The organism is Streptomyces sp. NRRL F-5135 (assembly GCF_000719775.1).
Classification (GTDB): Bacteria; Actinomycetota; Actinomycetes; order Streptomycetales; family Streptomycetaceae; genus Streptomyces; species Streptomyces hebeiensis.
Genome location: NZ_JOHR01000003.1, coordinates 245,180 through 267,401, shown reverse-complemented (window position 1 = coordinate 267,401; position 22,222 = coordinate 245,180). Strand labels below are relative to the sequence as shown.

The window sequence follows — 22,222 nt, the reverse complement described above, 5'->3', positions numbered from 1 at the left end:
GTCTTCACCTCCTGACACCGCCCCCGGTCGACGGTCCCCGCCAGGTGTCCTGGCGCCCACGAAGGGTTGACGCAATGACGCAGAACGCCTCTTCCGCCCCGAGCCGGAGAAGTTTTCTGGCTTCCACGGCGGTCGCCGCCGTCGCGGTGGCGGGCGGTGCTCCGCTGCTGGCCGCCTGCGGCGGCGGTGGGCAGAGCGGCAGGAAGGAGGGCACCACCTCCGGGAAGGACGCGCGGAAGATCCTCCCGGCCTTCGTGGCACAGACCGTCGTCTCCCCCGACATCCCCGCGAAGAACGGCTCGTCCGCCGGGTTCCTCAAGGCGATTCCCGAGGCGCGGCTCAAGGCGTCGGTGCCCGAGAAGCTGGGCAGGGGCAGCACGATCAGGATCATGTCGCCGTTCTGGGGCACGCCTCCCGACGGTGCCAACCCGTACTACCGGGCCGTGAACGAGGCGATCGGTGTGCGAACCGTCTGGCAGAACCAGGACGGGAACACCTACGACGAGAAGCTGGGCGCCGTGCTCGCCTCCAGTGAGATCCCCGATGTGGTGGTCGTACCCGGCTGGAACCTGGGCGGCAAGATCCCGGGGGCCATCAACGCCAAGTTCGCCGACCTCGGGCCGTACCTCTCCGGCGACAAGGTGAAGGACTTTCCCAATCTGGCCGCCGTGCCCACCGACGCGTGGCAGCGGTCGATCTTCGGAGGCGCGCTGCGCGGCATCCCGATGCCCGCGTCGTACGTCGTCAACATCGCGCCCTTCTACCGCGCGGACGTCTTCGACGCGAAGGGGTACGAAGTCCCCACGTCGGCGGACGAGTTCCTCGCTTTGGCCAAGGAGGCCACCAGCGCCAGGGCGAAGGTATGGGCCTGTGACGACCTGAAGTGGACCGCCTTCAACATGTTCGGGGTACTGCCGGGCGACGACAAGGCGCTGGCCTGGGACCTGGTGGACGGCAAGCTGGTGCACCGTATCGAGACGCAGGAATATCTCGAGGCCCTGGAGTGGACGCGCAAGCTGTTCGCCTCCGGCGCGGTCCACCCCGACGCGCGCGCCGGTACGGCCACGGACGCCGGCATCCGCTTCACCGCCGGCCAGGTCCTCGTCTACAACCAGGACCTCTCCAGCTGGTACGCCAAGACCGCCGAGCAGGGCGGCAGGAAAGGCTTCCGCATGGGGGCCATGGACATTCCGGGACACGCGGGCGGCGACCCGGTGCTGCACGCCGTCCAGCCGGCGAACATCTGGGCCTTCGTCAGGAAGGACGCACCGGAGAAGCTCGTCCGGGACGTCCTGGCCGTCTCCAACTTCACCGCCGCGCCGTACGGCACGAAGGAGCGCATGCTCACCGACTACGGCGTCACGGGCACCCACTACACCTGGAAGGGCGGCCTGCCGGTCAAGAACGACCGCGGCAACTCGGAGATCATCGGGGCGTTCGACTACACCGGCGACCCGGCCGCGTACATCGCCCACCCCGACCTGCCGGATATCACCAGGTCGCAGGTGGAGTGGCAGCAGCGGATGGGCGCGTTCACCGTCAAGACCCCGTTCTACGGGCTGACCATCACCGAGCCCACGCGCTGGACCAACCTCGCCAACGACTTCGAACAGTTGGAGGACGACATCGTCCGCGGCCGGAAGAGGATCGGCGACATGCGGCAGGCGGTGGCGGACTGGAAGAGCAAGGGCGGCGACGGGCTGCGCGACTGGTACAAGAAGATCCTCGACGACTCCGGCCCGGCCGCGAACTGACCGGGCGAGGCGAGGAGTCGACGTGTCGCACAGTGCGGTACCGGTACCGGAGGCGCACCCCGCGCGGGAGAGCGGCGGGAGCGGCGGGAGCGGTTCGGGCGGCGAGGCCGGTTCGAGTGGCGGAAGCGGTTCGGCCGTCGGGGGTGGTACGGGCGCAGAGGGGGGACCGGGCGGGGCACTCCCGCCGAAGACCGTCCGCGGCGGCAGGCGCCGTGGCCGGCGGAAGGCGACACCCCGGGCGGACGGTGGCGGCGCGCGGAGGAGGAGGCCGGGCCTGCGCGACCGGCTGCGCCGGGACCGGACGCTTCTCCTGCTGACCCTGCCGGCGCTCGCGCTGGTCCTGGTCTTCAACTACGTGCCGATCCTGGGCAACGTGGTGGCCTTCCAGGACTACGACCCGTATCTCGGCGAGAACGGTTTCGTGGCGATGCTGCGGAGCCCGTGGACCGGGTTCGAGCAGTTCGAGCGGATCTTCGCGGACTCCGCGTTCTGGGACGCCGTACGGAACACCCTGGTCCTGTTCGTCCTGCAACTGGCGCTGTACTTCCCCGTCCCGATCCTGCTGGCCCTGCTGATCAACAGTGTGATCCGGCCCCGGGTGCGGGCGGTGGCCCAGGCCGTGATGTATCTGCCGCACTTCTTCTCCTGGGTACTGGTCGTCACGGTCTTCCAGCAGATCTTCGGCGGCGCGGGCATCATCGCGCAGGAACTGCGCCGGCACGGCGTCGAGGGCTTCGACCTGATGACCGACCCGGGGATCTTCAAGTTCCTGGTGACGGCGGAGGGCGTCTGGAAGGACGCGGGCTGGGGCATCATCGTCTTCCTCGCCGCGCTCGCCTCCGTCGACCACCAGCTGTACGAGGCCGCCGCCATGGACGGCGCGGGCCGCTGGCGCCGGATGTGGCACGTCACACTGCCCGCGCTGCGCCCGGTGATCGCCCTGCTGCTGGTGCTGCGGGTGGGCGACGCGCTCACCGTCGGTTTCGAGCAGATCCTGCTCCAGCGCGACGCGGTGGGGCCGGGGGCCGCGGAAGTGCTGGACACGTTCGTGTGGTGGAACGGCATCCGGAACCAGGACTTCAGCTATGCGGCCGCCGCCGGACTGATCAAGGGCGTCTTCGGGCTGGCCCTGGTGCTCACGGCCAACAAGGTCGCCCATCTCATGGGCGAGCAGGGGGTGTACAAGAAGTGAGTGCCACCGGCACGGCCACGAAGGACACGGCGCGGAGCGGGACCCGACGGGCGGCGGCGAAGCGCTCGCGCTGGTCGGCCCCGCCCCGCCCGGTGTGGGAGGAGGCGCCCACCCGTCCGGGCCTGGCGGGCAAGGGCATCGTGCTGGCCGCCGCCTGTCTGGCGATCCTCTTCCCGCTGTGGATCGTCGTCGTCACTTCCGTGTCCTCACGGGAGACCATCGAGGCGGCCGGCGGACTGGTGATCGTCCCGAAGGACCTCACCCTCGTGGCGTACCGGGAACTGCTCAGCGGTGGCCAGGTGCAGCGCGCCGCCCTGGTGAGCCTGGGGGTGACGCTGGTGGGCACGGTGTTCAGCATGGTGGTGTCCATCGGCTGCGCGTACGGGCTGTCCCGGCCGGGCTCGGTCGGTCACCGCTGGATCCTGATGACGCTGCTGGCCACGATGTTCTTCGGGGCCGGCCTGATCCCCACCTATCTGCTGGTGCAGGCGCTGGGGCTGACCGACACCTATCTGGCGCTGATCCTGCCGAGCGCGGTGAGTGTCTTCAACATCCTGGTCCTGCGCTCCTTCTTCATGAACATCTCGCCCGAACTCCTCGACAGCGCGCGGATCGACGGCGCGGGCGACCTGCGCGTCCTGTGGCGGATCGTCATGCCGCTGTCCCGGGCGGTGATCGCGGTCATCGCGCTGTTCTACGCGGTCGGTTACTGGAGCGCCTGGTTCAACGCGTCGATCTACCTGACCGACCAGAGCATGATGCCGCTGCAGAACGTCATGATCCAGCTGGTGCAGAAGCAGGAGCCGCCGACCGGCCTCGGCCAGCAGATCAAGACCGGGGCGCTCTCCCCGCTCGCGGTGCAGATGGCGGTGATGGTGATGGCGCTGCTGCCCGTCGCCGTCGCCTCGCCGTTCGTCCAGAAGCACTTCAGGAAAGGCATGCTCACCGGCGCGGTCAAGGGCTGATGGGGCCCCGGCCGCGCGTGTCACCCGCTCGCACCCCCACCGACGGAAGGTGACGTCATGGCAGACGACGACCGGAACCACAGCAGACGTACGCTGCTCGCCACGGCCTCGGGGGCGGCGGCCGCCCTCGCCCTGACCGGCCCGGCCGCCGCCGCGACCGGCTCGCCCGCCGGCGCCGGTATCTCGGCCGGGGCCCGGCCCGCCACCGGGCGCGGGGCCGCGGCACAGGCGTACACCTGGCGCACCGCCGCCATCGGCGGTACCGGCTTCGTCACCGGAGTGCTCTTCCACTCGAAGGTCAAGGGGCTCGCCTACGCCCGTACCGACATCGGCGGCGCCTACCGCTGGGACGAGGCTGCCCAGCGCTGGACGCCGCTGACCGATCACATCGGCTGGGACGACTACCACCTGCTCGGGGTCGAGGCCATCGCCGTGGACCCGGCGAACCCGGACCGGGTGTACCTCGCGCTCGGCGCGTACACCCAGTCCTGGGCGGGCAACGGCGCGGTGCTACGGTCCACGGACCGGGGCGCCACGTTCAGCCGGACGGACCTGACGGTGAAGCTCGGCGGCAACGAGGACGGGCGGGGCACGGGCGAACGCCTGCTCGTGGACCCCCGCGACAGCGACGTGCTGTACCTGGGGACCCGGCACGACGGGCTGCTCCGCTCCGCCGACCGGGGCGCCACCTGGGCCGCCGCGTCCTTCCCCGCCGCGCCGAGCGGGAGCGGCCAGGGCATCACCTTCCTGGTGGCCGCCGAGCGGACCGTGTACGCGGGGTGGGGCGACGGTGGCGGCGCCCTGTACCGCACGAGCGACGGGGTGACCTGGCAGGCCGTGCCGGGCCGGCCGGCCACCGCGGCCACCCGGGTGCCGGTCCGGGCGGCGTACGACGCGGGCGCGCGCGGTCTGTACGTCACCTACGCCAACACTCCCGGCCCCAACAACCAGACCGACGGGGCCGTGTTCCGGCTGGACACCGCCACCGGGGCGTGGACCGAGGTGACCCCCCTCAAGCCGTCGGGCGGCGACGCCTTCGGCTACGGCGGCGTGGCGGTCGACGCCCGGGTCCCCGGCACGGTCGTGGTCTCCACCAACAACCGCTGGGGACCGGTCGACACGCTGTACCGCTCCACCGACGGCGGCAGGACCTGGACGTCCCTGAAGGAGACCGCGGTCCTCGACGTCCGCGAGACGCCCTACCTCACCTGGGGCGGCTCCGCGCCGAAGTTCGGCTGGTGGATCCAGGCGGTCGCGATCGACCCGTTCGATTCGCGGCACCTCGTGTACGGCACGGGCGCCACGCTCTACGCGACGCGCGACCTGGTGCGCTGGGCACCGTGGGTCAGGGGCCTGGAGGAATCGGCCGTACGCCAGCTCGTCGCACCGCCCGCCGGGGGCGCGGCGCTGCTGAGCGGGCTCGGTGATGTCGGTGTGATGTACCACGACACACTGACGGCCTCACCCTCGCGCGGCATGGCCACGAATCCGGTCTTCGGCACGGCCACGGGTCTGGCGCTGGCGCCGCTGAAGCCCGCGTACGTCGTCCGGGCCGGCTGGGGGGACCAGGGCAACGGGGCATACTCCACGGACGGCGGCAGGAGCTGGCGGCCCTTCGCCGCGCAGCCCGCCATCGCGTCCACGGCCCCCGGACCGATCGCGGTGAGCGCCGACGGCACCACCCTGCTCTGGTCGTTCGTCCACTGGGACGGCACGAAACACCCCGGCTTCCGCTCCACCGACAACGGGGCGTCCTGGGCCGAGGTGACCACGTTCCCCAGGGGCGCGGTGCCGGTCGCGGACCCGGTGGACCGCACCCGTTTCTACGTGTACGACACGGACGCGGGCGCGGTGTACCGCTCCACGGACTCGGGTGCCACGTTCACGCGCGGCGCGAGCGGACTGCCGTCGGGGGACGTCCAGTTCCGTATCGCCGCGGCCCCCGGCCGGTCGGGCGACCTGTGGCTCTCGGCGAAGTGGAACGGCCTGTACCGGTCCACCGACGGCGGTGCGTCCTTCACCAAGGTGACCAGTTGCTGGGGCAGTTACGCGCTGGGCTTCGGCAAGGCCGCGCCGGGCGCCGCCTACCCGGCGATCTTCCAGACCGGCGCGACGGAGAACTTCGTCGGTGTGTACCGCTCCGACGACACGGGCGCCAGCTGGATCCGCGTCAACGACGACACCCACCAGTGGGGGTGGACCGGCGAGACCATCACCGGCGATCCCCGCGTCCACGGCCGGGTGTACCTCGGCACCAACGGCCGTGGCATCCAGTACGGAGACCCCGCCTGATGCCCTCCCTCTCCGACGCCACCCGTGGCCGCGTGCTGTTCGGCGGTGACTACAACCCCGAGCAGTGGCCGGAGGAGATCTGGCCGGAGGACGCGCGGCTGATGAAGGAGGCCGGTGTCACCTCCGTCACCGTCGGGGTCTTCTCCTGGGCCAGGATCGAACCCCGGCCCGGGGTGCGGGACTTCGGCTGGCTGGACCGGCTGATGGACCTGCTGCACGGATCCGGCATCGGGGTCGTGCTGGCCACGCCGACGGCGTCCCCGCCGCCCTGGATGGGATCCCTCCATCCCGAGACGCTGCCACGCGACGAGGACGGCAGGACGGTGTGGTGGGGCTCGCGGCAGCACTTCTGCCCCAGCTCCCCGGTCTACCGCCGGTACGCCGCCGCCCTCGCCGAAGACCTCGCCGGACGCTACGGCGGCCATCCGGCCCTGGCCATGTGGCACATCAACAACGAGTACTGCACGCACTGCTGGTGCGACGAGACGGCCCGGCACTTCCGGCGCTGGCTGCGCGCGCGGCACGGCACACTCGACGCGCTCAACGAGTCCTGGGGCACCTCGTTCTGGAGCCAGCGCTACGACTCCTGGGAGGAGATCATCCCCCCGCGCCGGGCCCAGTACACGAAGAACCCGGGGCAGGTGCTGGACTTCAAGCGCTTCACGTCCGACGCTCTGCTGGAGTGTTACGAGGCCGAACGCGACATCGTCGCCCGGCACAGCCCCCGGGTCCCGGTCACGACGAACTTCATGCCGCTGTGGTCCGGGCAGGACGCCTGGAAGTGGGCCGAGCGGGAGGACGTCGTCTCGGTCGACGTCTACCCGGACCCGAAGGACCCGTACCGCGGGCAGTACAACGCGATGCTCGGGGACATGACCCGCTCCCAGGCGCGCGGGCCGTGGGCCCTGATGGAGCAGGCCGCGGGCGCGGTGAACTGGCGGGGCGTCAACCACCCCAAGCCCCGCGGTCTGAACCGGCTGCTGTCGCTGCAGTCCGTGGCCCACGGGGCGGACGTGATCTGCTACTTCCAGTGGCGCCAGTCCCGGCAGGGCGCGGAGAAGTTCCACTCGGGGATGCTCTCCCACGCGGGCGAGCGGGGGCGCGCCTTCCAGGAGGTCAAGCGGATCGGCGCCGAGCTGGCCGCGCTGGGACCCCACGTGGCGGGGACCGCGCTCACGGCCGAGGTCGTCGTCCTGCACGACTGGGACTCCTGGTGGGCGGACCAGCAGGACGGCAGGCCGTCGGAACTGGTGGAGTACACCGAGCTCGTACGCGCCTGGCACCGCGCGCTGTGGGAGTCGAACATCCCCGTCGACTTCGCCCGGCCCGATCACGACCTGAGCGGTTACCGGCTGATCCTCGTACCACACCTGTATCTCCTGGGTGACCGGGCGATCGAGAACCTGGTGCGGTACGTACGCGACGGGTCCACCCTCGTCTGCGGTTTCCTGACCGGGGTGGCGGACGAGGACGACCGGGTGCGGCCGGGCGGCATGGACGCGCGCCTGCGGGAGTTGTTCGGCATCGGAACCGTCCACGAATGGTGGCCGCGGGCCGCCGGGGAGCAGGTACGGTGCGACGGCTTCCTGGCCGGCCTGTGGTCCGAGGAGCTGGAGCTCTCGACCGGCGAGCCCGTCGCCCGCTACCGCGACGGCGAACTCGCCGGGCTGCCCGCGGTCGTACGCAACGGGCGCGCGTGGTACGTCTCGACCCTGCCCGAGCCGGCCGCGCTACGGGCGCTGCTGGCCGAGGCGGCGGACGGCGCCGGGGTACGGCCGGTGCTGGCCGGGCTGCCGGCGGGCGTGGAGGCGGTACGCCGCGGGGAGCTCCTGTTCCTGCTCAACCACGCCCCGACGGCGGTCACCGCCCCGGTGGCGGGCCGCCACCGGGAGTTGCTGGGCGGCCGGACGGTGGACGGGGCGGTGGAGCTGGAGCGGTACGGCGTGGCGGTGCTGCGCGAACTGCCGTCCGATCCGGCGGCGCCCCGCGCGGGCGGCGGGTGAGCCGCGCGCTCGTGAACCACCGGCACGGGGCCGCCGCACGGCCCGCCTCCGATCTCCGCCGGCTCCCCCACGGTCCGTGTGGCCCCGGCCGGCGGGCCCGGTCTCTCCCGAGGCCGTGGCACCACCCCCACCCATGGAAGGACACCATGGCGCATCGCATCCTGAACACGAGCCTGCTCGCCCCCGCCGCCGCGTTCGCCGCACTGGTCGGGTTCGCCGCCGCCCCCGCCCAGGCGGCCGTCTGGTCCTCCTCGGAGCAGTGGGGCAACTACACCACCTCCGACGGCTACATCCTGTACAACAACATCTGGGGCTCCGGCGCCGGTGCCCAGACGATCTGGGCCAACTCCTCCTCGGACTGGGGCGTGTGGGCCAACCACCCGAACACCGGCGGCATCAAGTCCTACCCCAACGCGAAGAAGGTGATCGGGAAGGCGATCAACTCCCTCTCCTCGCTCAGGAGCGGCTACAACGTCACGGTACCGGCGGCGGGCGCGTACAACTCGTCGTACGACATCTGGGACAAGGACTACAAGTACGAGGTCATGCTCTGGGTGAACTACAACGGAGCCGTCGGCCCGCTGGGCAGCTCTCAGGGCACGGCGACCCTCGGCGGTCACACCTGGAACGTGTACAAGGGGAACAACGGCAACAACGAGGTCTTCTCGTTCCTGCGCACCTCGGACTCCACCGCCGGTACGGTCGACATCCTGCCCATCCTGAAGTGGATCAAGGACACCAAGGGCTGGTGGGGAAACGTGACCATCGGTGACGTCCAGTTCGGCTACGAGATCACCTCGTCCGCCGGCGGCCTGGACTTCCGCACCAACAGCTTCTCGGTGAACGGAAGCTGACAGACCGTCAAGACGTCAAGACCTCATGGACCGGCTGTCACGGGAGCGGGTCTCCGGCCACGGCCCGGGGGCCCGCGCTCTCCCGTACGGTCAGCTCCGGCTTCAGCAGGACGACCTCGTCGCCGCCCCGTCCGGCGAGTTTCGCGACGACCTGCTCGACCGCGTGCCGGCCCATCTCCTGGGCCGGCAGGGCGACCGAGGTCAGCGGCACCGACGCCTGTACGGCCACCTGGTCCGGGCAGATGGCGACGACCGAGACGTCTTCGGGCACCGCCCGGCGCTGCTGGCGCAGCAGGGCCAGCAGCGGGTCGGTGGCGGCCTCGTTCTGGACGACGAAGGCGGTGGTGCCGGGCCGTTCGTCGAAGATCCGTCCCACGGTGGCGGAGACCGAGGCGTAACTGCCCTCGCACGGGCGGTGGAGCAGCCGCAGGCCGAGTTCGCCACAGCGTTCCCGCAGTCCGCTCAGGGTGCGTTCGGCGAAGCCGGTGAGCCGTTCGTAGACGCCCGGGGCCTCACCGATCACGGCGATCTCCCGGTGTCCGAGCCCGGCCAGGTGCTCGGCGCACAGGGCGCCGGCCGCGGCGAAGTCGAGGTCGACGCAGCTGAGGCCGTCGGTTTCGGCGGGCAGGCCGATCAGCACCCCCGGCCGCCGCGCGGCACGCAGCGGCGGCAGCCGGTCGTCGTGCAGCTCCACGTCCATCAGGATCATCGCGTCCGCCAGGGCGCTGCCCTCGATGCGCCGGACGGCGTCCGCGCCCTCCTCGCCGGTGAGCAGCAGGACGTCGTAGCCGTAGGTGCGGGCGGTGGTGGCGACGGCGATGGCGATCTCCATCATCACCGGCACGTACATGTCGGTGCGCAGCGGCACCATGAGGGCGATGATGTTCGACCGGTTGCTGGCCAGCGCGCGGGCACCGGCGTTGGGGTGGTAGCCGAGCTGCTCGATGCTGCGCTCGACCCGGGCGCGGGTGGAGGCGGAGATGGACCGCTTGCCGCTGAGGACATAGCTCACGGTGCTGGCGGAGACTCCGGCGTGCTGAGCGACATCGGCGAGGGTGACCATTCAGCTCTCCAAGGCAGACCGGGGTGAAGCGCTTCGACGCGATTGTCTACGACATTAGGTCGCACCCCTATGACCTGTCCATAGAAGGGTCGAAGCGCTTCGACTACGGCCTGAAAACCAGTCATATACACAGCCGGGTACGGACGTTGCCCGACGGTGCTGTGTCCGGGGGCAACGGTACGCGCTCGGTGTGCCGGGCCGGCTCGTCGCGGGTGGGCGGGCCGGCCCGGGCGGCGCCGTCAGGAGCCGGCCAGCGCCGTGAGGATCACGGCCGCGAGCGCGGCACGGTCGACCAGGCCGGTGGCCGTGGTGTGTTCGGAGCGGGCGTGGGCGCCGGCGCCCAGGGCGCCGAGGCCGTCCAGGACCGGAATCCCCGCGGCGACGACGAAGTTGCCGTCGCTCGCGCCGCCCACCGCCGCCTCGCGGAGGTCCTCGCCCAGCAGGGCAGCGCAGTCGCGCGCCAGGCCGGCCAATCGCGCGACGCCTTCGGTCCGTTCGAACACGGGCCGGTTCCAGCCACCGGTGACCTCGAGGGACGTACGGGGGTCGACCGGCCGCAGGGCGGCCAGCGCCGCGCCGATCCGCTCCTGCTCGGCGGCGGTGGCGACGCGTACGTCCAGGTGGGCGACCGCCCGGCCCGCCGTGACATTGGAGCGGGTGCCGCCCCCGATCACACCGACGTTCAGGGAGGTGCCCGCCGCGCTGTCGCGCAGCGCGCCCAGCCGCAGGATCTGGTGGGCGAGTTCCTCCACCGCGCTGGCGCCGGCCGTGGGGTCGAGGCCGGCGTGCGCCTCCCGCCCGGTGACGGTGAGGGTGAACAGCCCGACACCCTTGCGCGCCGTCTTGAGGGCCCCGTCGGCGGCGGCTTCGAAGACCAGCGCGGCACGGCTCGCGCGCGCCTCCGCGACGATGGTTTCGCTGGAGTGGAGGCTGCCGGTCTCCTCGTCGCCGTTGAGCAGCAGCGTGCACGCCGGACGGGGCAGCCCGGCCGCCTCCAGGGCGCGCAGCGCCCACACCGCCTGCACCAGCCCCGCCTTCATGTCGAACACGCCGGGACCGGTGATCCGGTCGCCCTCGCGGTGGAAGGGCCAGGTCGCCAGGGTGCCGGTGGGCCACACCGTGTCGTAGTGGGCGAGCAGCAGCACCGGCCGCTCGCCCGTACCGGGGTAGCGGCGGATCACGACGTCGGCCGCGCCCGGGCTCCGGCGCACCTCTTCGGTGTATTCGGTGCCGAGGGCCGTGTCGAGCCAGTGGCGCAGCCAGGCCAGGCACTCCGCCAGCGCCTCCGGGTCGTCGCTCGCGCTCTCCCGGGAGGTGTACGCGGCGAGATCGGCGACCATCTCGTCCTGGTGGGCGGCGAGGTGGGCCCGGATCTTCTCGGCCGCCCTCGCGTCGGGGCCCGCGAGCGCGGGTCCGGACGCGGCGACGGGCGTGGCCGCGGTGGCCAGCCGGTCCAGCGCGTCCAGCCGTGACTCGGCCATCAGGCCGGGGTCCCGTTCCAGTTCGCGCAGGCCCGCGATGACGGCGCGCAGCACCGGTGTCGCCATGCCGTGCCGCTCGGCCTGCTCGAAGACGTCCGCGTAGTGCGTGGTCACCTCGACCGGCCGACGGCGTACGGCGAGGTCGCGCCAGATGCCGCTGCGGTCCTTGGGCTGGGTGCGCAGCCACGCGGTCAGCCGGCCGGTGGCCGCGCGCCGCAGGGCCGGGTCGGAGCCGCGCCGGAACGCCTCGGGCTCGAAGGCGTCGAACGCCTCCAGTGTGACGCCGAGCGCGTCGGCCACCTGGAAGACCTCGGCGGCGAGCGCGTGCATGGCGGGTGCGTGGCGGTCGATCAGTTCGGCCATCGGCGCGTCGGCCAGCGCCGTCGCGGCCAGCATGGCGCCGAAGCCCGCCTTGGCCCAGAGATAGCCCTCGACGTTGTCGCCGGCCTCGGCCGGGCCCCAGCTGGTGAGGTCGGCGACGAGGCCGCGTACCCGGGCGGAGACCGGGGCGCCGCCGGGTTCGCCGATGACCAGCGCGCCGGCCCCGCCGTCGCGGATCACCCCGGGTTCGATCACATCGGCGAAGATGTTGACGAAGGCCGCGACGGTGCGCTCCGCGCCGATCCGCCGGGCTATCAGGTCCTCGTTGAAACCGTTCTGCAGGGAGACGACCCAGCCGTCCGGGGCGAGCCGGGGCTCGATCCAGTCCAGCGCGGCGTTTGTGGCCTGGGCCTTGACCGCGAGCAGCACCCGGTGGAGGGGGCCGTCGAACGCGTCGGGGGTGGCCGCCTCGACGGCGACGCTGCTGCGTTCCCCGCCCCGGTCGAGCGTCAGCCCGTGCGCCTGGACGGCGGCCACGTGCGCGGTGTCGGTGTCGATGACACGGACCGGGTGTCCGGCCCTGGCCAGGCTGTGGGCGAGGGTGCCGCCGATGGCTCCCGCCCCCACCACCGTGTAGGCGTCGCGGGTGCTCTGGCGCGTAGCGGAACTCATCCGTGGTGTCCTTCCCCGGCCTCGGCCGGTGGGTGGGCGGTGGCGGCGGTGCCGCCCGTCTCGTCGTGGTCGTCCGGCGGCCAGATCCGGGGCAGGTGGAGCGCCCCGGTGCTCGATCCCCCGTCCACCCGCAGGATCTCGCCGGTGATCCAGGAGGCGTCGGGGCCCGCGATCCAGCGGACGGCGCGGGCGATGTCCCGCGGGGTGCCGGGCCGGCCGAGGGGGTTGGCCCCGATCGCCGCGGCGTACCGCGCGGAGACCGGATTGCGGTCGCTGGCGACCGGGACGAAGCCGGGGCTGACGGCGTTGACCCGGATGCCCCGGGCACCCAGTTCCAGCGCGGCGGCGCGGGTGGCCATCTCGAGCGCGGCCTTGGAGGAGGCGTAGGGGCCGCCGCCGGGCCGGGCTCGCAGTGCGGAGCCGGAGGAGATGTTGACGACCGCCCCGCCCGTGCCGTGCTCGGCGGCCAGCCGGGCGAAAGCGGCGGTGGCCAGCACGGGTGCGCGCACGTTGACGGCGAAGAGGCGGTCCCATGCCTCGGCCCGCACCTCGTCCATGTCCAGCGACGGGTACACGCCCGCCGCGTTGACCAACACGTCAACACCACAGACACCACCGGCGGCACCGACGGCGCCGGTCGCCTGCCAGGCGCGTTCGACCAGCCGCGCGGGGGCGTCGGGGTCCGTCAGGTCCACGGTGACCGCCACGGCCGGGGTGGTGGCCGCGAGCCGGTCCGCGGTCCGCTCCAGTTCGTCCCGGTCCTGGTCGGCGAGGGTGAGCGCGTAGCCGTCGGCGGCGAACTCCTCGGCGACGGCCCGGCCGATGCCCCGGGCGGCTCCCGTGATCAGGACGTGCCGCGGTGGCGTCGTCCCGCCGGGCGCCCGGAGCTCGCGGAACTCGTTCTCCGTCACCGGAACTCCTTGTCCTTGGTCTCGGGCATGGTCACGTACACGAGGAAGGAGATCAGCGACGCGGCACTGACGTACACCCACAGCAGGTCGCTGTGCCCGTTCTCGTGCAGCCAGGTGGTCAGGTACGGCGCGGTGCCGCCGAAGAGGGCGACGGCCAGCGCGTACGGCAGCGCGATCCCGGTGGCGCGGACCTCGGGCGGGAACTGCTCGGCCATGATCACCGCACAGTTGGCGGAGTAGCCGAGCACCAGCAGCATGCCGGCCAGCTGCACGAGGAACACGCTCAGGAAGCTGTTGTCCAGCAGCCGCAGCAGCGGCCAGGAGAACACCACGAATCCGCCGGCGAACGCCGCCATCGTCGGTTTGCGTCCGAGCCGGTCGGACAGCAGCCCGGCGAACGGCAGCGACACGACGAAGACGATCAGGCAGAGCGTCTGCGAGAGCAGCGCGGTCTTCAGGGGGATACCGGTGGTGAGGTTGGCGTACGTGGGCAGGTAGTTGACCCAGATGTAGTACGTCAGTGTGCCCGCGATGGTGATGCCCGCGACGCGCAGCGCGGCGCCCGGGTGCTCCACGAACATCGCCTTGAGCGGGTTGGCCCGGGTACGGCCCGTGCCCCGCGCCTCGGTGAAGGAGGCGGTGTCCTCCACCGAGACCCGCAGCCACAGGCCGACCAGGCCGAGGAGCCCGCCGAGGACGAAGGCGGCCCGCCAGCCCCAGGAGTGCAGGGCGGCGTCGCTGAGCAGGGAGGTGGCGACGGTGCCCAGCAACGAGGCGATCAGCACGCCGCCCGCCACCGACACCTGTTGCCAGGACCCGGCGAAGGCGCGCCGGCCGCGGGCGGCCGACTCCACCAGGAAGGCCGAGGAGGAGCCGAACTCGCCGCCGGCGGAGAAGCCCTGCACCAGCCGGGCCACCAGCAGCACGAGGGGGGAGAGCACACCGATGCTGTCGTAGCCGGGGGTGAGCGCGATGACGAAGGCCGCGCCCGCCATCAGGCCGACGGTCAGTGTCATGCCCTTCTTGCGGCCGTGCCGGTCGGCGTAGACACCGAGCACGGCGGCGCCGACGGGCCGCATGACGAAGCCGACGGCGAAGACGGCCAGGGTGGACAGCAGGGCGACGGCTCCGTCCCCGGCCGGGAAGAACTCATCGGCGATGATCTTGACGAAGATCGAGTACAGGGCCCAGTCGACCCATTCGACGGTGTTGCCGATGGTGCCGGCCACGATGGCCTTGCGCTGGGCGGGGGGCATCCGGTGGGACGTGACCGGGGCCGCGGCGGCGGCCTCGGCGGGCTCGGTGCTCATGGCGTGTGCTCCGGGGATTCGGGGCGAAGCGCGGTGCGGGCGGCCTCGGCCAGTTCGGCGTGGGTGGCGTACCAGACGCCCGGGTGGGCGGCGATGTGGTCCAGCAGTTCGCGCAGCACGGCCATGCGCGAGCGGTGCCCGATGACATGCGGGTGCAGGGTGAGCTGGAAGACCCCGCCCTCGCGGTAGGCGGCGTCGAACTCGTCGGTCCAGATCTCCAGCACGTCGCGCGGGCGGCTGTGCGGGCGGACCGAGCCGTAGCGGTCCATGGTGAAGTACGGCGCGTCGTCGCGGATCCAGTCGACGGGGATCTCGACCAGTCCGGTGGGCCGCCCCTCGGCGAGGATCTCGTACGGCTCGTCGTCGGCCATGAGCGAGGAGTCGTAGGCGAAGCCGAGTTCGAGGATGGTGTGCAGGGTGGAGTCGGAGAAGTCCCAGGAGGGCGTGCGGATGCCGACCGGGCGTCGGCCCGTGAGGTCGGTGAGTGTCCGCAGCGCGCGGCTCACCAGTTCCTTCTCGTCCCGGCGGCCGAGCAGGGTGTTGCGTTCGTGGATCCAGCCGTGGACGGCGAGTTCATGGCCGTCGCGGGTGTAGGCGCGGGCCTCCTCGGGGTGCAGGAGCGCGGAGACGGCCGGCATGAAGAAGGTCGCGGGCACGCCGTGCCGGGCGAGGAGTTCCAGGATCCGGGGGGCGCCGGCCCTGGCTCCGTACTCGCCCTGCGCGAGCCGGCCCGGGCTGGTCTCACCGTCGCGCAGGGGGATGGTCTCGTGGTCGGGGTCGAAGGACAGCGCGACCGCGACCCGGGCCCCGCCGGGCCACCGGTCGGGCAGCAGCCGCCGCCCGGCGCGGACCGCGTCGACGTGGCGGCGCCACTCGCTCTCGGGCCAGCGCCAGCTCTCGGCGGACGGGTTCGGGTCGGTGCGGGACATGCCGGTTCGGGACATGGGTGCTCCCTGGGAGGTTCGAGTGTGCCGTGCCGCACGGCATGGGCGGGGCCGGGCGCGGGCGGTCGGGTACGGCGTGGGCGGCCGCCCGGTGCTCCGAGGAGGACGTGCGGCAGGCGGGCGAGGAGGTGGTGCGGGCAGGGGTGAGAAGGGCGGGCCGAGTGCCGGACGGTCAGCCGAACTGGTCCATCCGGGTCCAGCCGTACTTGACGGTGGACAGGTGCAGGGTGACGTCGGAGGCGTTCAGCCCGGGCAGGGCACCGACGACCTCGCCCGTGTAACGGAAGAGATCGGTGCGGCGGGGCAGGACCACATGGCCGACCAGGTTGAACCGGCCGGTGGCCGCCGCCAGGAACTTGGTGCCCGGATGGCGGGCGAGCTGCCTGCCCGCCGCGTCGAGCCGGTCCGGCTCGATGGACAGCCACACCATGAACTCGGCGTCGTAGCCCAGCAGCGCCGGCTCCACGAGGGTGCGGAAGTGCAGGACGCCCCGGCCGACCAGCCGGTCGAGGGCGCGCGCGACGCTGGACTCGCTGCGGCCCAGCCGGCGCGCGAGGGTGCTCACGGGGAGCCGGCCGTCCGGGGCGAGTGCGTCGGCGACGGCGTGTTCGAGGTCGGAGAGCGCTTGTGGCGCCTGGTCCCAGTCCTCCCGGTCGCACGGTGTGGCCAGCGCGGCGGGGCGCAGATCGGCGGCGGCCTCGGCCGGCAGCAGACCGGTGTCCCACAGTGCCGCGGAGGTGAAGGTACGGATGACGGCCACGCATTCGGTGCCCGCGATGAGGTGGGCGCCGGGCAGGTCGGTGAACAGCAGCCGCATCAGCTGCTCGTTGTCCTGGGCGACGAAGTCGACGATCAGGTCGGCGGTGCCGGTGACCACGGCCAGGAACCGCACCTCGCGGCAGTCCGCGAGCACTTCCGCCAGCTCCAGGCCCTTGCCCGGCAGGGCCTGGACGCGTACCAGCATGGAGGAGCCGGCCGTGGTGCGGTCCAGCTCCAGCGCGGCGACGACATGCAGCAGCCGGCGCTCGCGCAGCGCCTGGTAGCGGCGCTGCGCGGTGGTCTCGCTGGCGCCCGCCCAGCGGGCGACCGCGCTCCACGGGGCACGGCCGTTGAGCTGGAGCGCGGCGATGACGCGGCGGTCCAGCTCATCGATCATGTCGGCGCGAGCGCGGGTGGTCATGGGGCGGGACGCTAATCACCACTCCGGCACCCGTCAACGAAGGAATCCTGCGTCCGCCCGGGCCCGGGACGCGCTCTCCGGCCGCGCGAGTGTTACGGGCGAGGAAAATCCGCAGATCGACGGGGTGGACGGGCGGGGTGCCGGTTCGCGCCGGATCACACCACCCGCCCGCCGAATTTTTCCGTCGCGCACCGGCCCGGACAGGCGCCGTGCGCCACGTGCGGCGCCTGCCGTACGCCGCGTGTGCGCGAAGAGGGACACACCGCACGCCGGGAGCGCGACATCCCCGGACACCCGAGGCGACGGGCAAGGGGCCGGGCCGTTGGCCCCGTGACCGTCACGGGGCCAACGGCCCCGTCGGACCCCGTGTCAGGGGCGCGGGCCGATCTCCCGGGCCCCGTCGAAGACCGCGATCGCCATCGCCGGGCAGGAGTCGGCGGCGTCGAGCACCAGCTCGTCGGGGGCGGTGCTGCCGGCGACCGGGCGGGAGGTGTCGTCGTCGAGCACGAAGTGGTCGGGTGCCACGCCCGCGCAGATCCCCGACCCCATGCAGCGCTGTGCGTCCACGGCCAGCCGCCAGCTCATCGGCTCACCACCCCACCGGCATGGTGCGCGGGCCCCGGACGAGCATCTGGTCCTTCCAGACGACGTCGCCGGCCAGACGCAGCCCCGGCAGCCGGGTGAGCAGCGCGCGCAGCGCCTCCTGGAGCTCGACCCGGGCCAGGGGCGCGCCGAGACAGTGGTGCACACCGTGGCCGAAACCGAGGTGCTGGACCTGCCGGCGCTCGACGTCCAGGACGCCCGGCGCGCTGAAGCGGATCGCGTCCCGGTTGGCCGCGCCGGTCGCGACCAGCACCGGCTCCCCCGCCCTGACGAGCGTGCCGCCGACCTCGATGTCCTCCGTGGCGTACCGGGGGAAGGCGGCTCCGGCGCCGAGCGGTACGAACCGCATCAGCTCCTCCACCGCGCCCGCGATCAGCTCGGGCCGTTCGCCGAGCAGCCGCATCTGGTCCGGGTGGTCCAGCAGGACGTGGACGAAGTTGGGGATCTGGCTCGCCGTGGTCTCGTGACCGGCCACCAGCAGGCCGACGCACATGTCGATCAGCTCGGTCTCGGAGAGCCGGTCACCGACGTCGCGCGCCTCGATGAGGGCGGACATCAGGTCGTCGGCGGGCTTCGCGCGGTGCTGGGCCACCAGTCCCGCCATGTAGTCGGTCAGCTCCTGCCGTTTGGCCAGGAACTCCTCGGCGGTCAGCCGGCTGGTGGACAGCGCGGCGTCGCTCCACTCCCGGAACAGCGGCCGGTCCGCCACCGGGACACCGAGCATCTGACAGATCACGGCGACCGGGATCGGCAGCGCGTAGTCCTCGACCAGGTCGGCCGGCGGGCCGGTCTCGATCAGTCCGTCGACGAGGTCGTCGGCGAGCCGGGCGATGTCGGGCCGCATCTTCTCCATGCGGTGCACCGTGAACGCCTTGGTCACGAGCGTGCGCAGCCGCGTGTGGTCGGGCGGGTCCATGGAGAGGATCCCGCCGGTGCGCTTCGCGGGCATCGGCCGGGGCGGGTCGTCGTGGTCCCGCTCCGCGGCCCGGCTGAAGCGGCGGTCGCCCAGCACGAAACGGGCGTCGGCGTAGCGGGTGGCCAGCCAGGCCGGCTCGCCGTAGGGGAGCTGGACCCTGAGCAGTCCGGGCTGCTCACGGGCCCGTTCGTACGCGTCCGACAGGCCGATCCCCTCGGAGGTGTTGAACGGATAGCTGACGGGTTCGGCGGGTGCGTGCTGTACCTCGGTCATCGATGGGCCCCGATCGCGAGTCGTGTGGGCACTGGACAGGGACGTACGTGCACGCGCCATGGCCACCGCACGCCGCACAAACGCGTGCAGCCACCATGTAAGCGCACGATTACAAACGTAGGAGGGCCCTACTCCCGCGTCAACGGGGCCCCGTCCGCCCGCTCCTGGGCCGTTCGGCGGAGTCGCTGAACAGCCCCTGCGGAGCGATCGCCCGGACGCGTTGGGCCCGGCGCGGTACTACGGTGTCCGCAGTCCGGTGTACGGGAGGTACGGCATGGCCCAGCGGGGGGCGGGAGCGCGGCGCGACGCCGCCGCGACCAGGCAGGCACTGCTCGACGCCGCGGCGGCGCTGTTCGCCGAGCGCGGTTTCGAGGGCACGACGGTCCGGGACATCGCGCGCCGCGCCGAGGTGAACCAGGCCCTGGTCTTCCGCTACTTCGGCTCCAAGGAGGGGCTGTTCGAGCAGGTGATGGCCGGGGTGGGCCGGGAGTTGCTGGCCGGTACGCCCGCCGGGGGGATCCTGGCGGCGGTCCTGGAGGGCCTGCTCGCGCCCGCGGCCGAGCGTGACGCGTCCCTGGAGGCGTTCCTCCGGTCGAGCGGGGACACCGGGGCGGTGTCGTCCGTGCGCCGCGAGCTCGGCGAGGAGTACGCACGGGCTCTGATCACACTGACCGACGCACCGAACGCGGCGCTGCGCGCCGATCTGGTGCTTGCCTGGGTGGTGGGCATCGGGCTGCTGCGGGTGGTGGCGCCCAAGGAGCCACTGTCCACGGCGGACCCGGCCGAGGTGAGTTCCCTGGTCCTGGAGGCCGTGGGAACGCTGTTGGAACGGGTGGACCGCCGCCCGGCGCCCGACCGGGCACGCGGGGAGCGGCCCGTCGGGGAGCTGCCTCGCGGCGGGCCGGAGGACCGGCGGGCACGCGGCGCGCACCAGGCGGACGGTGACGCGCCGCGGGCCCCCCGGACGCCGCGGGCACGTCCCGAGGCGGTGCCCCAGCCGCAGGACGGCTGAGTGGTCAGATGCGCCAGCCGCGCAGGTGCTCGGCCACCTGGTAGACGGAGACCTTGCCGCCCTGGACGGACCGCACGAGTTCGACCAGCGCGCCGTAGGGCGGGTCGATGCCCTCCCCCGAGGCGTGCATGTACGCGGCGGCCACCTGGCAGGCGTACAGGCTGTTGCGGTACGGCAGGGGTTCCAGCCGTACGAGGGTGTGCAGGAGGGCCGCCGCCCGCCAGGCCACGTCCGGGTCGCTGGTGGCCGGGCGCGGGATCCGGGTCCTGTGCCGGGCGACGGCAGCGACCAGTGCCGAGTAGTCGGCCACCGAGACGTCTTCCGGCACGGCCTGTTCCTGGACGTCCAGGAGCCAGGCCACGTCGATGAACAGGTCTGCCATCAGGCGGCTTCCACCCGCCCGTCCGCCCGGGCGGGTGGCACCTCGTTGGCGAACGCCTCGTCGAACTCGCCCCTGTGCCGCTCGCCCCAGCCCACGGCGTAGCGGACGAACTGCAGCCGCTGCTGCTCCCGCAGCGGCAGGTCGTGGACGTACTGCTTGAGCGACTTGCCCTCGGCGGCCGCCGCCGCGCGGACCGCGTCCAGCTCGTCCTCGGTGAAGCTGATGTTGAGTGATGGCATGCATCCACGGTACCTAACAGGTACCGGAAAGGAAAAGCGGGCCTTGGGGACCGTTCGGTACCCGGTGTCCGGTTTCGCCCCCGGACACCGGGATCACGGTGGCCGGGGCGCGTGCCCGGTCCCCGCGCTCTCAGCCGGACGACGTTCCCAGCCGGATCACGTTCCAGGACAGCGGCTCCAGGGTGGCGCGCAGGACACCGCCTTCCAGGGCCGTGCCCCGGGCCGGGTGCGGGACGACCCGCTCCGGTTCGGCCAGGGTGTTGCGGGCTTCCGGGTCGGCGTCGGCCAGCACGGAGTGCTCCACGAGGGCGGTGACGCCGGCCGCGCGCAGGTCGATCTCCAGGGGCAGCCCCTCGCGCTGGTGGCGGTTGACGGCGAAGACCGTGACCGCGCCCGTGGTCTCGTCCTGGACGGCGGTGGTGTGCAGGAGCGGTACCTCGCCGTACGCCGCCGTCTCGTGCGCCGGGGACTCGACCGCGGTCCGCAGCACCCGGCCCCGGCCGTACGCGGAGGCCTGGGCGAACGGGTAGAACGTCGTCTGCCGCCAGGCGGGGCCGCCGGGCTCGGTCATGATGGGGGCGATCACATTGACCAACTGCGCGAGGCAGGCGACGGTGACCCGGTCGGCGTGGCGCAGGAGGGCGATGAGCAGCGACCCGAAGACGACCGCGTCTGTGACGGAGTAGACGTCCTCCAGCAGCCGCGGGGCCTCCTGCCAGTCCGTGACCGGATGCGGGTTGGGCCGGTTCATGTACCAGACGTTCCACTCGTCGAACGACAGGTTGATCTTCTTCTTGGACTTCAGCCGCGCGCCGATGTGGTCGCAGGTGGCCACGACGTTCTCGATGAAGGACTCCATGTCGACGGCGGAGGCCAGGAAGGAGTCACGGTCGCCGTCGCGCTCCTCGTAGTACGAGTGCAGGGAGATGTAGTCGACGAGGTCGTAGGTCTCCTCCAGGACCTTGGCCTCCCACGCCGCGAACGTGGGCATGCCCTGGTTGGAACTGCCGCAGGCGACGAGTTCGACGCCCGGGTCGAACTGCCGCATGGCGCGCGCGGTCTCGGCGGCGAGCCGGCCGTACTCCTCCGCGGTCTTGTGACCGGTCTGCCAGGGTCCGTCCATCTCGTTGCCCAGGCACCACAGCTTGATGCCGTACGGGTCCTTGTCGCCGTGGGCGATCCGCCGGTCGGACAGGGCGGTGCCCCCCGGGTGGTTGGCGTACTCCTGGAGTTCGAGGGCCTCGGCGACGCCGCGGGTGCCGAGGTTCACCGCCATCATGGGCTCGGCCTGGGGGCCCACCTCGCGCAGGAACGCGATGTACTCCCCGAGCCCGAACCGGTTGGTCTCGGTGGACCGCCAGGCGAGGTCCAGCCGGCGGGGGCGCTCCTCGACCGGGCCGGTGCCGTCCTCCCACCGGTAGCCGGAGACGAAGTTGCCGCCGGGGTAGCGGATCGTGGTGACGCCGAGTTCCCGGACCAGGGCCAGAACGTCCGTCCGCAGGCCCGACTCGTCCGCGCGGGGGTGGTCCGGTTCGAAGATGCCGGTGTAGACGCAGCGGCCGAGGTGTTCGACGAAGGAGCCGAAGAGGCGGGGATCGACGGTGCCCACGGTGAAGGCGGGGTCGAGGACGAGCTTCGCGGACTGGTTCATGAGGCCCTTCTCGGGGTCGGTTCATCGGCGCCACGGCAGGGAGAAAGCGTTTTCTCCGCCGGCCCACCGCATTTCATCCCGGGCGTCGTCCACGGTCAAGCCCACCTGCGCGGCCTCGCGCCCGCCGCGGCCGGGCGGAAACCGCCGGGGCGGTGAGGGGCTCGTCCCCCCACCGCCCCGGCGGTGGTCGTGGCGCCGCTCGCC

General features: G+C 72.5%; 18 protein-coding genes. 7 read left to right on the top strand and 11 right to left on the bottom strand.

Annotated elements, in window-relative coordinates; genetic code table 11:
* Positions 1-74 precede the first annotated feature (74 nt).
* From IG02_RS0106505 to IG02_RS0106480, 6 genes are all read left to right on the top strand, one after another.
* A complete protein-coding gene (locus IG02_RS0106505; RefSeq protein WP_030742932.1) occupies positions 75-1,754 on the top strand; it encodes an extracellular solute-binding protein in 1,680 nt (559 codons plus the stop codon).
* A 22-nt stretch (positions 1,755-1,776) separates the two neighbouring features.
* On the top strand, positions 1,777-2,946 hold the full coding sequence (locus IG02_RS0106500) for an ABC transporter permease (protein ID WP_234314626.1): 1,170 nt from the start codon (positions 1,777-1,779) through the stop codon (positions 2,944-2,946).
* Positions 2,947-3,038: 92 nt separating this feature from the next.
* Positions 3,039-3,911, top strand: a complete 873-nt coding sequence (locus IG02_RS0106495) for a carbohydrate ABC transporter permease (RefSeq protein ID WP_234314634.1) — start codon at positions 3,039-3,041, stop codon at positions 3,909-3,911.
* 57 nt (positions 3,912-3,968) lie between these two features.
* Positions 3,969-6,203, top strand: coding sequence for a sialidase family protein (locus IG02_RS0106490; protein ID WP_030742923.1), 2,235 nt, complete (start codon positions 3,969-3,971; stop codon positions 6,201-6,203).
* On the top strand, positions 6,203-8,206 hold the full coding sequence (locus IG02_RS0106485) for a beta-galactosidase (RefSeq protein ID WP_030742920.1): 2,004 nt from the start codon (positions 6,203-6,205) through the stop codon (positions 8,204-8,206). Before IG02_RS0106490 ends, IG02_RS0106485 begins: the two co-directional genes overlap by 1 nt.
* Positions 8,207-8,352: 146 nt before the next feature.
* Positions 8,353-9,060 carry a GH12 family glycosyl hydrolase domain-containing protein gene (locus tag IG02_RS0106480; protein WP_030742918.1) on the top strand — a complete coding sequence of 236 codons (708 nt, stop codon included), beginning with the start codon at positions 8,353-8,355 and terminating at the stop codon, positions 9,058-9,060.
* A 37-nt stretch (positions 9,061-9,097) separates the two neighbouring features.
* On the opposite strand, the gene IG02_RS0106475 is transcribed toward IG02_RS0106480, so the two are convergent.
* From IG02_RS0106475 to IG02_RS0106440, 8 genes are all read right to left on the bottom strand, one after another.
* Positions 9,098-10,123 (bottom strand): LacI family DNA-binding transcriptional regulator, encoded by a 1,026-nt coding sequence (locus IG02_RS0106475; protein WP_030742916.1) that lies wholly within the window; start codon positions 10,121-10,123, stop codon positions 9,098-9,100.
* Between the two features lie 239 nt (positions 10,124-10,362).
* Positions 10,363-12,597, bottom strand: a complete 2,235-nt coding sequence (locus tag IG02_RS0106470; protein WP_030742914.1) for a 2-dehydropantoate 2-reductase — start codon at positions 12,595-12,597, stop codon at positions 10,363-10,365.
* Positions 12,594-13,508 (bottom strand): SDR family NAD(P)-dependent oxidoreductase, encoded by a 915-nt coding sequence (locus tag IG02_RS0106465; protein WP_078854251.1) that lies wholly within the window; start codon positions 13,506-13,508, stop codon positions 12,594-12,596. Before IG02_RS0106465 ends, IG02_RS0106470 begins: the two co-directional genes overlap by 4 nt.
* The gene (locus IG02_RS0106460; RefSeq protein ID WP_030742908.1) at positions 13,505-14,818 is read right to left on the bottom strand and encodes an MFS transporter; all 1,314 of its coding nucleotides are present in this window, start codon (positions 14,816-14,818) and stop codon (positions 13,505-13,507) included. Before IG02_RS0106460 ends, IG02_RS0106465 begins: the two co-directional genes overlap by 4 nt.
* Positions 14,815-15,747 carry a polysaccharide deacetylase family protein gene (locus IG02_RS0106455; protein ID WP_030742906.1) on the bottom strand — a complete coding sequence of 311 codons (933 nt, stop codon included), beginning with the start codon at positions 15,745-15,747 and terminating at the stop codon, positions 14,815-14,817. Before IG02_RS0106455 ends, IG02_RS0106460 begins: the two co-directional genes overlap by 4 nt.
* Positions 15,748-15,934: 187 nt before the next feature.
* A complete protein-coding gene (locus tag IG02_RS0106450) occupies positions 15,935-16,918 on the bottom strand; it encodes an Lrp/AsnC family transcriptional regulator (RefSeq protein WP_030742904.1) in 984 nt (327 codons plus the stop codon).
* A 393-nt stretch (positions 16,919-17,311) separates the two neighbouring features.
* The gene (locus tag IG02_RS0106445) at positions 17,312-17,527 is read right to left on the bottom strand and encodes a ferredoxin (RefSeq protein ID WP_030742901.1); all 216 of its coding nucleotides are present in this window, start codon (positions 17,525-17,527) and stop codon (positions 17,312-17,314) included.
* A gap of 4 nt (positions 17,528-17,531) precedes the next feature.
* Positions 17,532-18,734, bottom strand: coding sequence for a cytochrome P450 (locus IG02_RS0106440; RefSeq protein WP_030742898.1), 1,203 nt, complete (start codon positions 18,732-18,734; stop codon positions 17,532-17,534).
* Positions 18,735-19,008: 274 nt separating this feature from the next.
* On the opposite strand from IG02_RS0106440, the gene IG02_RS0106435 reads away from it, so the two are divergent.
* Complete coding sequence (locus IG02_RS0106435; protein WP_078854265.1) at positions 19,009-19,746, top strand: TetR/AcrR family transcriptional regulator; 738 nt, start codon at positions 19,009-19,011, stop codon at positions 19,744-19,746.
* A gap of 4 nt (positions 19,747-19,750) precedes the next feature.
* On the opposite strand, the gene IG02_RS0106430 is transcribed toward IG02_RS0106435, so the two are convergent.
* The 3 genes from IG02_RS0106430 to IG02_RS0106420 all read right to left on the bottom strand — a co-directional run bounded on the left by IG02_RS0106430 (position 19,751) and on the right by IG02_RS0106420 (position 22,018).
* Positions 19,751-20,128, bottom strand: coding sequence for a hypothetical protein (locus tag IG02_RS0106430; protein WP_030742893.1), 378 nt, complete (start codon positions 20,126-20,128; stop codon positions 19,751-19,753).
* A complete protein-coding gene (locus IG02_RS0106425) occupies positions 20,128-20,367 on the bottom strand; it encodes a hypothetical protein (protein ID WP_030742891.1) in 240 nt (79 codons plus the stop codon). Before IG02_RS0106425 ends, IG02_RS0106430 begins: the two co-directional genes overlap by 1 nt.
* A 130-nt stretch (positions 20,368-20,497) precedes the next feature.
* On the bottom strand, positions 20,498-22,018 hold the full coding sequence (locus tag IG02_RS0106420) for an alpha-N-arabinofuranosidase (protein ID WP_030742888.1): 1,521 nt from the start codon (positions 22,016-22,018) through the stop codon (positions 20,498-20,500).
* Positions 22,019-22,222: the final 204 nt, after the last annotated feature.

What these genes read in the sequence shown, in the direction of transcription:
- IG02_RS0106460 (WP_030742908.1), bottom strand. Translation starts at nt 14,818, where the DNA reads ATGAGCACCGAGCCCGCCGAGGCCGCCGCCGCGGCCCCGGTCACGTCC.
- IG02_RS0106445 (WP_030742901.1), bottom strand. Translation starts at nt 17,527, where the DNA reads ATGAGCTGGCGGCTGGCCGTGGACGCACAGCGCTGCATGGGGTCGGGG.
- IG02_RS0106505 (WP_030742932.1), top strand. Translation starts at nt 75, where the DNA reads ATGACGCAGAACGCCTCTTCCGCCCCGAGCCGGAGAAGTTTTCTGGCT.
- IG02_RS0106450 (WP_030742904.1), bottom strand. Translation starts at nt 16,918, where the DNA reads ATGATCGATGAGCTGGACCGCCGCGTCATCGCCGCGCTCCAGCTCAAC.
- IG02_RS0106485 (WP_030742920.1), top strand. Translation starts at nt 6,203, where the DNA reads ATGCCCTCCCTCTCCGACGCCACCCGTGGCCGCGTGCTGTTCGGCGGT.
- IG02_RS0106440 (WP_030742898.1), bottom strand. Translation starts at nt 18,734, where the DNA reads ATGACCGAGGTACAGCACGCACCCGCCGAACCCGTCAGCTATCCGTTC.
- IG02_RS0106455 (WP_030742906.1), bottom strand. Translation starts at nt 15,747, where the DNA reads ATGTCCCGCACCGACCCGAACCCGTCCGCCGAGAGCTGGCGCTGGCCC.
- IG02_RS0106425 (WP_030742891.1), bottom strand. Translation starts at nt 20,367, where the DNA reads ATGCCATCACTCAACATCAGCTTCACCGAGGACGAGCTGGACGCGGTC.
- IG02_RS0106470 (WP_030742914.1), bottom strand. Translation starts at nt 12,597, where the DNA reads ATGAGTTCCGCTACGCGCCAGAGCACCCGCGACGCCTACACGGTGGTG.
- IG02_RS0106435 (WP_078854265.1), top strand. Translation starts at nt 19,009, where the DNA reads ATGGCCCAGCGGGGGGCGGGAGCGCGGCGCGACGCCGCCGCGACCAGG.
- IG02_RS0106475 (WP_030742916.1), bottom strand. Translation starts at nt 10,123, where the DNA reads ATGGTCACCCTCGCCGATGTCGCTCAGCACGCCGGAGTCTCCGCCAGC.
- IG02_RS0106430 (WP_030742893.1), bottom strand. Translation starts at nt 20,128, where the DNA reads ATGGCAGACCTGTTCATCGACGTGGCCTGGCTCCTGGACGTCCAGGAA.
- IG02_RS0106480 (WP_030742918.1), top strand. Translation starts at nt 8,353, where the DNA reads ATGGCGCATCGCATCCTGAACACGAGCCTGCTCGCCCCCGCCGCCGCG.
- IG02_RS0106420 (WP_030742888.1), bottom strand. Translation starts at nt 22,018, where the DNA reads ATGAACCAGTCCGCGAAGCTCGTCCTCGACCCCGCCTTCACCGTGGGC.
- IG02_RS0106490 (WP_030742923.1), top strand. Translation starts at nt 3,969, where the DNA reads ATGGCAGACGACGACCGGAACCACAGCAGACGTACGCTGCTCGCCACG.